Raw genomic sequence first — 13953 nt, forward strand, 5'->3', positions numbered from 1 at the left:
AACTTAGGAGAGGGAACCTATTTTTCCTTACGTCCGTGATACCGCGGTATGCTGAAGGTGAGCTGGGTTTTGGGGCGCGCGATCGTGCATGGAAACGCACGAAAGCGCGCCCCGCCAGCATATCTACTAGATGATGTTCTCAATGGAGAGGAAATGCGGGTATGAAGGGTGTGCGGGTTACGGCGGCGTGTGGCGCTGCAGTGTTGGCATCGTTGGGGGTGTTGCCGGTGGCGGCGGCCGAAGGGTCTGAGGCGCCAGCTCCAGTTTCGGCGCCGAATCCAGCATCAACGCCAGAGGCTTCGATTTTGTTTTTCCAGGATGGCCACGATGCGATGCCTGTGAACCAAGGTAAGAAGGATGCGCCTAATTTCCATGGCGGCGCGGCACGTTTGGCCACGGTTGTGAAGGATCAGCGGGCGGACGGCGTGCCCTCTGACCTGGTGTTTGGCGGCGATCTGGGCGGTGGCACGCTGTTTGGTGCCGTGTTCCATGGCGAAGCGATGGTTGATCTGTTCAACAAGATCGGCGTGGATCTGGCTGGGTTTGGTCAGCACGATTTCGATTACGGCGTGGAGCAGACCCGCAAGAACGTTGCCGATTCACGGTTCCCGTGGGTATCGTCGAACCTCACGGTGGCAGGCCACCCGTTTAACGGTGCCGAAAATATAACCGCAGTGCGCACAGTTGGCGGCTTGAAGATCGGCTACATTGGCTTGACCGCAGGCATGGATACCACGTCTGTGAGCGGCCAGGTCATGGAGGAAGATTATGTTTCCGCCGCGAAGTCGGCGGTGGTACGGTTGGGTGAGGTGGACATCGTCGTCGCTCTTGCTCAATTCCCGAAGGCGGCCGACGCAACGAAACTTCTCCAGGAAGTCCCGCAGATTTCCGTGGTTTTGCGTGAGGAAAACGAGGCGAAGCAGGAGGGCAACGACGTCACCATGCTGCCAGATGGCCGTTTCGCCGTTGCGCCCGAGGGAAATTATGGTTCCGTGGCGCGGATTGATTTTGTGCGGGGTGCCGACGGCCATGTGGTTGCGAAGCATCGTGAAGTTCAGGTGGATGGTACCGTGGCTGAGGATCCGGCAATTGCGCAGGTGGCGGGTGAATACCAGGATAAATTGGATGCGCGGCTTGCTCAGCAGGTTGGGTGTTCGGAGCGTGCGCTGGCGAAGCCGACTGAGCTTGGGCACGTTGCCGCCGAAGCTTTCCGCCGCGTTGCAGACGCCGATTTTGGGTGGGTGAACGCTGGCGGCGTGCGGGCGGATTTGCCTGCCGGGCCCGTGACCATGAAGGATGTGTGGGCCGTTTTCCCGTACGGAAATAAGGTGATGAAGATCGAGGCTACTGGTGCGCAGCTCCGGGCCGCGTTGGAGCAGGGTGCCGATTCTGTGCCCGAGGGCAATAGTGCTGGGTACCCGTTAGTAGCCGGTTTTGACTTCGTGTACGATGCGGGCGCGCCGGCCGGTGCGAAGATTTCTGGGCTGGTTCGCGCTGACGGTTCCGAAATCAAGGACGCGGATCGCGTGGTTTTGGCCGTGACGAATTACGTTGTGAACGGCGGAAACAAGGTTGAGGCCTTCAAAGGCGCGCGGGTGCTTGCGGGCGAGGGCACGCTTGATACTGATTTTGAGGCGTTGGAGAAGTTTTTGACGACGACGCAGTGCGGAAACCCTGCACCGTCTCCATCTCCTGAAACGTCTCTATCGCCTGCGCCGGTTCTGTCCCCGGCTCCTGGTGCGACTGGATCTGACTCGCGCAAGGTAGCTCCGGGGGCGCTGGCGAATACGGGTTCGTCGGTGCTGTGGGTGTGTGGGGTTGCGGGTGTAGCGCTCATGATTGGTGTGGTTTTGCGGCGTAAAGTGAAGGTTAACTGATGGTTGATCGGTGATGTGCAGGCGGAAATTTTTCCGCCTGCACATTCATGGGTGAAAGGATGATGGATTTCAATATTGATCAGACAACTGATACTTTTTTGGTTATTATTTGAAGTTATGGATAACTCTATCCACCGGCAATGATGCCGATCTCATAGAGGAGTTAAAAGAACACCATGAAATATCAGCACATCCGCAAGGCCGTTCTGGCCGGAATCGCATCTAGTACGCTCGTGTTTTCGGGCTTGGCGATGGCGCCGCTCGGCCACGCAGCCGACGCGGAAGCGCCGCATCCAGAAGCTGCTACTGCTGCTCCGGCATCTGAAGAAACACTAGGTACTGCAGAGGCAGTCAATCTGCCTGCGAAGGAAGGCCTGAAGCCGCAGCCTTCGGCGCAGATAGGCCTTGGCTTCAGTGATATTACAGAACCTATTGCGATTCAAGAAAATGTTGAGGGGATTAATTATCGAATTCCTGCGATTACGGCCACACCCAAAGGTGATCTTATTGCTGCTTTCGACGAACGTCCTTTGAGTTCTGAAAAAGCTTCATGGACTCAATTGTTTGGACGTCGTCATTGGAAAAATGGTGGAGACTCACCAAATCCTAATTCTATTGTGCAATATCGTTCTGTTGATAATGGAAAATCTTGGCAAAAAGAAAATAATATCTGTGACGGTACTGTTACTTCAGATATGGAAAAAATTAGTGGATGTTCTGATCCCTCTTATGTTGTTGACTGGGATACAGGCAAAATATTTAATTTTCACGTGCGTTCTTATCGTGCGGGCTTACATGAATCTAAGAGTGGTAATGATGCAGCAAGCCATGATGTAGTGCAAGTTGAAATTTCTGAATCAATTGATGATGGAAAGACTTGGAATTCTCGAATTATAACCAAAAATGTAACTCCTGATGGGAATGTCAAGTGGAGATTTGCGACATCTGGCCAGGGGATTCAATTGACTCATCGCAGTCATAAAGGTTGGTTAATACAGCAATTCACCCTTGGACAAGGAGAGCCGGGGACAAAACAAGAAGCATTTTCTTTTATTTCTAAAGATGGCGGAACCACCTGGAACGCGGGTGATGCTGTCGGCGCGGATATGGATGAAAATAAAGTAGTCGAATTGTCAGATGGGCGTTTATTGCTCACTTCACGCCATAAAAATGGGAAAAGACTTGGTAAGCGTATACAAGCATTTTCTAAAAATGGTGGTTTCTCATGGGAGAGAGAATCTGTGATGCCAGATGTTGTTGATCATGGAACAAATGGTCAAATTCTAAAGGTATTCCCAGGAATTCCATCTGAAGATCCAAGATCTAAAGTTCTACTATTTGCTAATTCCACGAGCAATATAGGAGATAATGACCGTCATAATGGGACTGTATGGTTGTCTTGTAATGATGGGGAAAATTGGACGTCAAAAGAGTTTAATAAAGGATCGACAGGATACGTTACTATTACTACCCAGCATGATGGGCGTATAGGGATGCTTTCTGAAGATGGAAAGAATGGTAAAAAAGAGCATGGTATTTACTACCGTAGCTTTGGCCTCGACTGGGTTGGCACCTGCCCTGGCGTAAAAGAAGCAATTGAACTCGATAAGGCTAAAGCTGATCTTGAAAAGGCTAAATCTGAGAAGGCTAAGCTAGAAAAGCAGGTAGCCAAGCAAGCAGAAGGGCTTGAGAAGTTACAGCAAAACCTTGAAAAAGCAGAGAATAAGGCTGTTGCACTACAAGAAAATGTAGATAAGCTAGCTCTGGATATCAAGGCTAAAACTGAAGCGTTAGATGAATTGAAGGCTGATTCGGAAACTACACGCGCTGAAAAAGCACGCTTGCAGAAAGAATTTGACTCTATCAACGCGAAACTGGAGGTTGCTAAGGCTGAAAAACAACGCGTAGCCTCGGATCTTGCTGTCAAAGAAGCTAAGCTCACCGAATCCGAAAAGCAGAAGGCTGCCGCCGAAAAGAAGGTTGCCGAACAGCACAAGCAGATCGAAGATCTCAACGCCAAGGTGAAGAAGGCTGAATCTGAACGCGATCAAGCCACTGAATCCGCCAAGAATTTAGAGGAGAAAGCCAAAGAAGACGCCAAGTCCATCGAAGGACTAGAAGGTAATCTTTCTGAATTTGCCGATGAAAACGATGCTCTTCGTTCCAAGATAAACAAACTCACCAAGGAAAACACTGACCTCAAGGCTCAACTTGAGAAGGTTAAGAAGGAACTGGAAGAGGCTAAGAAGGTTCCACAGGATGATGTAAAGCCAAAGCCGGCACCGCAGCCGGCACCGCAGCCTGAGCCGGCTCCTGAGGTTAAGGGTGTCACCCCGCACGTTGATGGTATTACTCCTGACGCGTCTGATCCAGCAGCATGTATGGTCACTCCATATGTCAAGGTCAGTCCTGTAGAAGGTGTCACCTATGAGGTTACTGTTGACGGTCAGGTGATCAGCCCAACCAAGGATGATCTCTTTACTTATGAATACCTCTACGGGAAGACCGTGAAGGTTAACGCCATTCTCAAGGACGGATTCACTTTAGCTAAGGGGGCGAAGACCACCTGGTCGTGGACTGCTCCAAATCGTGATGAACTCAAGTGTGACACGCCAGCACGCCCTGTTGATCCAACACCAGTTCCGCCAGGCGAGGATCCTAGCCCGCAGGTGAAGGATGTTCCACAGGACAAGGTAGACACCAAGATCACGGCAGACACCAAGGCTGAATCTAAAGGTCTGGCCAAGACTGGCCTGTCCCTGGGCATCATCACCGTCCTGGCAGCCCTCTGCATCATCGGAGGAACCACAGCCACCCGCCGCCGTCACGACTGACGAAAAATAGTGGCGGCACCACGCACGCCACTACACAGAAATCCCGGAGCGTACTCCACACAGCGCTCCGGGATTTCTCTAATAAATACTGCGATAAAATCTTTAGATATCGACTCAGCTGATCAATTCCTTCAAATGGTTCAGAATATGACTTATCTAAGGAATATTGCGGCGCATCAAGGGCGTCTGTGGAATCGTAAGTTTGATGGGTATGTTGCACTGCCTGATATTGCGTTAAGAGTGAAACGAGATTATGTGAATCCTAAGACTCCCGCAGCTATGATCGCTTTAATAGCTGGACTTGTGGATCAGATTTTGAAGAGTAACCAGTACTCAACGCGTTTATTAGATCGAATTCATTCCACTGAAGATTTTTTGAGCGGATACTATTATCCACGTGCTTGAACACGGTTATGAGGTGAGTATGTGGCCGCATAACCTTGGATATGGGGCTAGAAAAGCGCCACGGTGCACAGCGGTGCCGTATACGGCACCGCTGTGCCGGCTCCCGCCGATCGGGAGCCGGGTCACCCAGTAGCCGCCGCAAATCTGCCACGATCCCACCAGATAAAAACCCTAAATCGCCCACAAAAGCCCCGATTTTTGGCAAACGCGGCAGTTTCGGGAAGAATGTTCCTATGGATAGTAACGATAGACCTGATAGTAACGTAGAAGAAAAGACCGAAAATAAGCCATTAGATGCTACTTCCAGCGCCACGTCCGCGCTTGCGGCAATTCTTTCAGTTGAGCAACATATCAACGCTGCAGATATTCAAGAAAAACCAGTTGAGCTTGCGTCGGAGACAGAAGATACGACGATCGCGTGGTCGGTTGTTGTTCCCGCTATGATCCTGGTTCTCGGGACGGTGGTGTGGGGGCTGTGTGCTCCAGAAAATTTCTCCACAGCGTCAAGCGCAGCATTCGCATGGGTGCTCAATAATTTGGGATGGGCGTTCGTCCTATTCACAACCATATTCGTGGCGTTTGTTATTTTTATTGCCGTCAGTAAGTTTGGCACGATCAGGCTGGGTGCAGCTGAAGAACAGCCAGAATTTTCTAACTCGTCATGGATCGCCATGATGTTTGCGGCCGGTATGGGAATCGGCCTTATGTTCTATGGAGCATCGGAGCCGCTCGCGTTTTATCGCGACGGCGTGCCAGGACACAATCCGCATGAAGTCGGCACTGCGATGGCAACCGCCATGTTCCATTGGACGCTCCATCCGTGGGCAATGTATGCGATTGTTGGGCTAGCCATCGGATATTCCACGTATCGCGTGGGCCGCCGCCAGCTCATCTCAGCAGCATTCACGCCGCTCATCGGCGAAAAACACGCCAACGGATTCGTTGGCAAAACAATCGATGCCCTCTCCATTTTCGCAACCGTATTCGGAACCGCCTGCTCGCTCGGGCTCGGCGCTCTCCAAATCCGCGCCGGCCTTAAAGCCGCGGGTTTCGTAGAAAATCCAGACACAGGCCTGATCGTCACAATCGTTTCCGTACTAACGCTGGCTTTCCTCGTATCGGCAATGTCCGGCGTCGGAAAAGGAATCCGTATCCTTTCTAACGTGAATATGGTGTTCGCGGCGTCGCTCGCGGTGTTTGTGTTCGCGTTCGGGCCGATGATCGTGCAACTCAACCTGCTCCCAACGTCCCTTGGCGCATACGCCTCCCAATTCTTCGAAATGGCGGGGAGAACGGCGTCGTCCGTAGACGGAACCGCAGGCGAATGGATCTCCTCCTGGACGATTTTCTACTGGGCGTGGTGGATTTCGTGGTCGCCGTTCGTGGGCATGTTCATCGCGCGAATTTCCCGTGGCCGAACCATCCGCGAATTCTGTACGGGCGTGCTGCTGGTGCCGGCGGGCCTTTCCACAATCTGGTTCGCGATCTTCGGCGGAACCGCGATCTCCATGGAACAGGGTGGAAATAGTATTTACGCAGATGGGGCATCGGAAGCACAGCTCTTCAACCTGCTTCACTCACTCCCAGGTGGCTTCGTGATGGGAATCGTTGCGGTGTTGCTGCTCGCCACGTTCTTCATTACGTCCGCGGATTCGGCTTCCACCGTGATGGGGTCGCTTTCGCAAGGCGGACGCTCCACCGCAACGCCATGGCTTACGGGCGCGTGGGGCCTGGTCACGGCGCTAATCGGGCTGACTTTGCTTGTATCCGGCGGCGATAAGGCGCTCAATTCGATCCAGAGCGTCACCATCGTTGCTGCAACGCCATTCCTGTTCGTGGTTGTTGCACTCATGTTTGCAATAGTGAAGGATCTGCGCGGCGACGTAATCTACCTCGATCAGCGCGAACAAGAACGCTTCAACCGCCAGTTGGCCGTGGAGCGCCGTCACCATCGCGAACGCGAAGAAATCCGCCGGGCCAAGAAGCGCATGGCGCGGATGGCACATGCGAGCGGAGCCGGTGCCGCGAAGCCGAAGGTGAAGGCAAATCCGAAAGCGAAGGCAAATCCGAAGGCGTAGCCAGCTGGTTGGTGCCGGAAGCCAATGCGTGATGGTGCCAAAATAGCGCCACAGTGAACAGGAGTGCCATATACGGCACTCCTGTTCACCCTCCCGCCGATCGGGCACCGAGTCGCACAGTAGCCACCGCAAATCCACCCCAACCCCGCCCATATCAGCCACCCCACCCGCCCCAAACCGCCCGAAATAGTGCAACCTCACAGCGGTTCGCTCAGCCGGGCTTGTTGAAAACCCACTAACCTGTTTGGTGGGGCCAGCCTTGGCCTCACCCGTTCACTTTCCAGCTCAATTTTTTGCGGGGTTCCATGTCTAACCGCGGTGTTGTTATCTCCTTGTTGTCGTCGGTGGCGTTTGCGATGTTTTCGTATATCGCGGCCTTGACCGAGCCGCTGACCGGCGTGGAGCTGTGGGCTTGGCGCATGGTGATGACCGTTCCTGGCGTCCTCCTTGTTTTGCTGATAACAAAGCGTTTTTCCTGGTTTACGGGCGAATGGGATCGGGTTCGTTCTGATCCGAAGAAGCTGATTGCGTATGCGTTTTGTGCGCCGATGTTGGCTGGCCAGATGTGGTTGTTTGGTTGGGCGCCGCAGGTTGGGCGTACGTTGGAAGTGGGCATGGGTTATTTTTTGATGCCGCTTGTGATGGTTGTGATCGGGCGCGTTTTTTATAAGGAGCGCATGACTCCTTTGATGATGGTTGCAACGGTTATTGCTGCGTGTGCGGTTGCGTATGAGGCGTGGCGTGCTGGCGGGATTGGCTGGGTTGCATCGTTTATTGCGCTTGGCTATCCGGCGTATTTTGTGGTTCGGCGTTATTTTGAGACCGACGGCGTTGGCGCCCTCGCCTGGGAAATGGCTCTTGCGTTGCCGGTTTCGTTGTGGGTTGCTGCTGGGAGCCATTCGATTCAGAGTGCGTTTTCGTCGGTTTCGCTTGTGTTGATTTTGCTTTCGCTTGGCGCACTGTCTGTTTTGGGTGTGATTACGTATGTTTTGGCGGTGAAGTGGCTTTCGTATGGGATGTTTGGGCTTCTTTCGTACGTCGAGCCCGTCCTTGTCATCATCGTTGCGATTTTGCTTGGGGAGCGTATTGACCCCACGCAGTGGTGGACGTACGTTGGGATTTGGCTTTCGGTGTTTTTACTTGGGGTCGACGGCGTTATCGCCTTGTCTAAGCGCGTGCGTTGGTCGGTTCCTGCGGTGCGTCCTTGGCGACGTCGGCGCCCTCGTCATCCCCGTACCGAACCTGATTCGTGGGCGCGGTTTTTCCGGACTCGCAAGGGCGAGCTGGTGGAGAAGCCGCGGTAAAACTGACTCGTCCTATAGTTATTCCTGACTTTAGAATCAACCCCTTTTGCCTTTTCTGCTGACTAAAAATAGCAATGACATATTTACGACATGGCAATTTCGTGAATAAAATCCTTTATTGAGCTTTTGTCTAAAATGAACTCTTGATTTCTTTGTTAGTGTTCATTTAGATAAGTAGTTTTTTGTGTGAGTGTTGTGTTTGCGGGGTTGATGGCTGTTGATTAGAGTGATAAATGTTCGAAAGTCGGCCCGTAGAATGGTGATGTTGGCTGTTGGCTCTTTGACGGCGCTCACGCTGGCGGGTGTTGCATTGGCCGCCCCGGTGGTTGATGGGGAGGGTAATACTGCCGCACCTGAAATTGTTGACATTGCTGAAAAATCTGCTGACCTCACTCCTACTGTCGGCTCTACTTCCGAAGGTAAAAAGAGTGGATTTACGTGCGGTGTTGGTGAGGTGTACTCTCTGCGTGGAGATGGGCGTATTACTAAAATTAACTATGGGGAAAATAGTAATATTTCTAGATCAAACGTTCCGGATCTTCCTGTTGCTGTAGATGATGAAGCAAATCAATATTACAATGGCTTAGGCATTAGTCCCAAGGGTGATGTAGCTTGGGCATATAGAAGAGTGTTTGCTGATGGTAGTAGATATCCGTATGCGAAGGAAAATAAATTAATTCTCTATCGGTTTGAAGGAAAAGATTGGGCTGAGGTTGGGCAGATCGATCTTTTAAAAGGTGACTATTCTAGACTTGAATTAGCAGCAAACAGGTTCATTTCCGGCGCAGTGGATGAACATGGGGATTTTTATTTTTCTACCACGGTTACGATGACGGGGACGAACGTAAAGCCAGGCGGGAAGAAAGGTGAGAATTCAGCTGCTGCGGTTTTAGTCAAAGCTTCTATGAGTCAGGGTAGATTCTCGGACAGTGTAGTAGCAGTGGTGAAAGACTTGACTCGTTTTTATACTAGTGATGGGCGTCCTAGTAATAATGGTGATATCGCGTTTGATTCTTCTGGAAATATGTTCCTCATTAATGCTGAGCCTGTGAGTGATGAAGGCGGCGGTATTTTTGAACTTGCCACAATATCTTCCGACGTTCTGGATGAAGCCAAAGCGAAGGTGCGGCATGAAATTTCAGGCAACGACTACACTCTTGTGAAAGAAGTTTCGGTAGAGCCTAAATCGACTATTAATGGTATTGCATTTGATTATGATGGGCGAATATTCGTAGGCGAAGCGATCAGCGTTCTGAAGACGGATGTTTCATCGAAATCTGAATATAAAATGCGGAAAACGATAGAGGGTACTCGTAAGGATGAGAATCTTCTGTCGTCGACAGATCTTGCTTCCTGTGGTGTTCCTCCAACGGTTACCTTGAAAAAGGAATTGCTTGGCAATCGTTTAGATTCAACAGACCAATTTAAGCTATCGCTTCAAACCGGTAGGAATAAAGCGGTGAGCGTAGATACTGACGGGAGTGGTAAAACTGTCGAAAATCAGGTTGGACCTATTCCATTTATTCCGGGTGAACAGCTAGCAATTTCTGAAGAAATGGCGGAGAATTCGGTTTCGGGCGAGGATGCATACGAAGCGCAGTGGAAATGTTATTCTACAGTACGCCATTCTGATGGATCTGTTGATGGAAAAAAGCGCCTCCTTTCGCAAAATAAGGGGGTGAGGGGTACTATAACCCTGAATTTGAGTATTGAAGCAGGTCATAGCTCTAGTGTGGAATGTACGTTCTTTAATAAACCAAAACCTAAATTAACTCTTGTGAAAAAAGTGGACGCTGGGAAATCTGCCGAGATGTTGGTTCCTGAAGACTGGACTCTCGCTGCCTGGCAGGAGGAAAGAGAGTCTAGAAAAGAGCCTGTCTTTGAAGGGAAATCATCCGTTAAAAAAGTTGTTAATGTTGGGCGATATGAATTGACGGAGTCTCCAACGCGTGCTGATGATGAACGCGTGAAGCGGTACCAGCTTGAATCGTTAGTTTGCCATGACCAAGTTGCGAATGAGAATCTGAAGATCGAACATGACGAATCTGGTAATAGGAATTTTATTCACCTTAAATACAATCAAGATGTGACGTGTACATTCACAAATAAGCTTCAAGAGGCCACTCTCGAACTGAAGAAAGTTGTTCAGAATAACCATGGTGGCACAAAGAAACCTGAAGATTTTGAATTAACTGCTTCTAAGCAAGGGGCCGAACAGAAAAAGTATTCTTGGAACGCTGATTCATCGGATAAAACAATCCTTAAAGTAATTGAACCTGGAGATTATCTTTTGAGTGAAAAGAACTTGTCAGGTTATAAACTCAAAAATTTGGTTTGTGCTGATGAAAGTGGAAAGTCGCTTCAAGATTTTAATGCCAAAGATAAGAAGCTGTCTGTAAAACCTGGCGATAAGATTTCTTGTACGTTCACGAATCAAGATTTACCTGGAAAAGTTCGGTGGAAAAAGATTGATTCTGAATCCAAGGAAAGTCTAATAGGATCTAAATGGAAGCTAACGAAAAAGGATTCTATTTCGCGTGAACCTGTTGTTGTAGAACAAGATGATAATGGTGTCTTTAGTGTAGATAACCTTGAGTGGGGTACTTGGACATTGACCGAAACTCAAGCCCCATTTGGGTACTTAATTGATTCAAATTCGACGCGTACATTCGAAATTAATCCAGAAAAAAACTGATGGTAAAGATGTGAATATTTCTATCAATGATCAGGCTATCGTTGCAGATCTTGGAAATATTGAAAATACTCGAGCTCAGGCTCTCAAGGTCCCATTGACTGGCGGAATGAGTTCTCAAGCTTTCCTCTTTGGAGGATTGATATTTTTCGGTGCAACAGTATTTGCACTGTGGCGTTCACGTAAATCTCACGCGTGATGGCAAATTACACACTAGGAAAGGAAAATTCTGATGAGTCGGAATTTTAAGCGTTCAGTCGCTCTTCTAGCGACGACGACGTTGGCATTTGTCGGTCTCGGCGTGAGTGCTGCAGTAGCAGAGACGAACAGCCAGAGATCGTCTGCGGAAGTCGTTAATATCGATAAAGAAAAAGAAGGTAGTCTAACTATTCACAAAAAGGCCGTGGATAAAGAAGAAGATATTAAAAAACCAAATCCAGATGAAAAAGATGCACTTGAAGGCGTAACTTTTGAGATCCGGAAGATTAACGATATTGACCTTAGCAAAATTGAAGGATGGCAGAAAGTTGCGGATCTGAAAGCGGAAAAGATTGATCTTGATGCCGTTGAGAAGCTAGGTCTTACTCCCATAAAATCAGATAAAACTAATATTAATGGCGAGGTGAAATTTGATAACCTCAAGATTGGGGCGTACTTAGTTACTGAAAAATCCATTGGTTCTCGTTATATTAAGAAGATTTCTGAACCTTTTGTTGTGACTATTCCTCAACCTAAAAAGGATGTCGCTTTAGGTAGTCCAAAGAAAACTGACGGGTGGAATTATGATGTAGTTGCATATCCAAAGAATGTTTGGTCCAAAGCAACGCCACTTTCGAAGAAAGCTACCGCTATTGAAGGACTTCAAATCGGGGGAACCATTGATCAGCCTGGCATTGTGAAGAATTATCAAAAAGGTGTAGTTGTAACTTGGGATCTTGAATATGTGATTCCTGAACTAGCTGAATATCGTGAGTTTGAAATTTCGGACAAGCTACCAGGTGGTGCAAAACTTATAGATGCCGATATTAAAATGGATGGTGCTATTCCCCTAACTAGCTACTACACGAGAACGACTGATAATAATCTTGTGAAGTATGTTTTTACCCCAGAAGGGTTAGCAAAACTAAAAGCTGGACAGAAAATTACTGTTAAAGTGAAGACTAAGTTGCAACCAGGTAATGGTTCTATCAAGAACGAAGGCAACGTCAATATAAACGGTAACAAGATTCCTGGACAGGATATTGTTAACTTCCGAAATGTTGAGCTCACCAAGCAAGATAGTGCGTCGAAGGAAAAGCTGGCAGGTGCAGAGTTCGATATTTATCAGGACGTTGATAACGATTCGAAAGTGACCGATACGGATCGTAAGATCGGGCAACTCATTGTTCCTGCTGGAGGTGTAGCTCGCTTCACCACCTACATTGGACGTGGCGAGGCAAAAGAAATGAACCTTCTAGTGAAGGAAACTCATGCTCCAAAGGGTTACCTTCTTCCATCTGATGCAGTGACTCCGGTAAAGATCAGTTCTTTGAACGAAACTGATCCGGTGAAGATCGCCATCGACAACTACAAGCCAATCGTGCCAGGTCTCCCATTAACCGGTGCAACCGGCATCCTCGTGCTCACCCTTGCCGGTGGTGCGATGATCCTCCTCGGCGTCTTCGCCGTTTACAAGGCCCGTTCACGCAAGGCTGCCTGAACGTAAAGGCTGAAGCTGTGGGCTTGATGCAAAACATTTTGCATCAAGCCCACAGTGCATTAACAATAGCTAGAGCAAGAACAGTAGGTAGAAAGGCCATTAGTGAAGAAGTATTACTGGAAAACAGACCGATGGACAGTTATCGCTGCCCTAAGTTTCCTCATGGCGACCGCGCTTCTCACCTATTCGCCCATGTCTACCTGGCTTTACCAATACAATCAGACAGCCATCCTCACCGGTTATCACGCCGCTGCAGTCCAGCAGCGCAACCCATCGGCAGTTGAACAGCTAGAAGCCGCCAACGAATACAACAAGAAACTCGTATCTGGCGCCACCTATCATGCCAACGCTAACAATGCAGAAGGCTCAGCGGAGTCCAACCGGCAACGATACAACGAACTCCTTGCAGTAGGACCAGAAGCCATGATGGGCCGAGTCAAAGTCCCATCAGTCAACATTGATCTCCCCATCTTCCACGGCACCACCGAAGAAACACTTCTCAAAGGGGTAGGCCATCTGGAAGGCACATCGCTCCCAGTTGGTGGCCTATCAACCCGAAGCGTACTCACAGCCCACCGTGGCCTCGCTTCCGCCAAACTCTTCACCGATCTTGTAAACGTGAAAAAGGGCGACGAAATCATCGTAGAAGTCCTCGATCAAGCCCTCGTCTATCAGATTGAACGCATCGAAGTGATCGATCCAGAAGACACCTACAAGATCCTCCCCGAAGAAAACCGCGACCTTCTCACCCTCATCACCTGCACTCCATTAGGCATCAACTCCCAGCGTGTAATCGTGACAGGATCGCGAGTAATCCCAACACCAGCAGTGCACGAAAACAACATTGGCGGCCCAACTGATATTGGCTTCCCATGGTGGCTCGTAATCCAGGCATCAGCCGTAACCTTCACGCTGGGTGGGCTTTTCCTGGCAGGCCTTCACAAAAAGAAGGACGCTCAGGCGCCTATGACGGCATAATCAGGATCCCAAACAAGCGCCCAGTTGAACGGGAGTGCCATATACGGCACTCCCGTTCAGTATGCCGCTCATTGGGCACCGAGATC

The 13953-nt window shown here is 49.6% G+C and carries 9 protein-coding genes; all 9 read left to right on the top strand.

What is annotated here, in order from left to right; all coding sequences use genetic code 11:
• Window positions 1-161 precede the first annotated feature (161 nt).
• The 9 genes from ARCH_RS00135 to ARCH_RS00170 all read left to right on the top strand — a co-directional run bounded on the left by ARCH_RS00135 (window position 162) and on the right by ARCH_RS00170 (window position 13867).
• Window positions 162-1877 carry a bifunctional metallophosphatase/5'-nucleotidase gene (locus tag ARCH_RS00135; RefSeq protein WP_013169291.1) on the top strand — a complete coding sequence of 572 codons (1716 nt, stop codon included), beginning with the start codon at window positions 162-164 and terminating at the stop codon, window positions 1875-1877.
• 176 nt (window positions 1878-2053) lie between these two features.
• Window positions 2054-4711, top strand: a complete 2658-nt coding sequence (locus ARCH_RS09165) for a sialidase family protein (protein ID WP_013169292.1) — start codon at window positions 2054-2056, stop codon at window positions 4709-4711.
• Between the two features lie 135 nt (window positions 4712-4846).
• The gene (locus ARCH_RS09825; protein ID WP_145961595.1) at window positions 4847-5116 is read left to right on the top strand and encodes an Abi family protein; all 270 of its coding nucleotides are present in this window, start codon (window positions 4847-4849) and stop codon (window positions 5114-5116) included.
• A 233-nt stretch (window positions 5117-5349) separates the two neighbouring features.
• Window positions 5350-7194 carry a BCCT family transporter gene (locus ARCH_RS00145; RefSeq protein WP_013169293.1) on the top strand — a complete coding sequence of 615 codons (1845 nt, stop codon included), beginning with the start codon at window positions 5350-5352 and terminating at the stop codon, window positions 7192-7194.
• A gap of 305 nt (window positions 7195-7499) precedes the next feature.
• Window positions 7500-8498: an EamA family transporter RarD gene (gene rarD, locus ARCH_RS00150; RefSeq protein ID WP_013169294.1), complete on the top strand. Its 999-nt coding sequence runs from the start codon at window positions 7500-7502 to the stop codon at window positions 8496-8498.
• Between the two features lie 262 nt (window positions 8499-8760).
• Complete coding sequence (locus ARCH_RS00155; RefSeq protein ID WP_041640246.1) at window positions 8761-11193, top strand: SpaA isopeptide-forming pilin-related protein; 2433 nt, start codon at window positions 8761-8763, stop codon at window positions 11191-11193.
• A 10-nt stretch (window positions 11194-11203) separates the two neighbouring features.
• Entirely contained in the window at window positions 11204-11389 is a 186-nt protein-coding gene (locus ARCH_RS00160) for an LPXTG cell wall anchor domain-containing protein (RefSeq protein WP_041640248.1), read from the top strand.
• Between the two features lie 33 nt (window positions 11390-11422).
• On the top strand, window positions 11423-12889 hold the full coding sequence (locus tag ARCH_RS00165) for a SpaH/EbpB family LPXTG-anchored major pilin (protein ID WP_013169296.1): 1467 nt from the start codon (window positions 11423-11425) through the stop codon (window positions 12887-12889).
• A gap of 102 nt (window positions 12890-12991) precedes the next feature.
• Complete coding sequence (locus tag ARCH_RS00170) at window positions 12992-13867, top strand: class C sortase (protein WP_013169297.1); 876 nt, start codon at window positions 12992-12994, stop codon at window positions 13865-13867.
• Window positions 13868-13953: the final 86 nt, after the last annotated feature.

Source organism: Arcanobacterium haemolyticum DSM 20595 (assembly GCF_000092365.1).
GTDB classification, from domain to species: Bacteria; Actinomycetota; Actinomycetes; order Actinomycetales; family Actinomycetaceae; genus Arcanobacterium; species Arcanobacterium haemolyticum.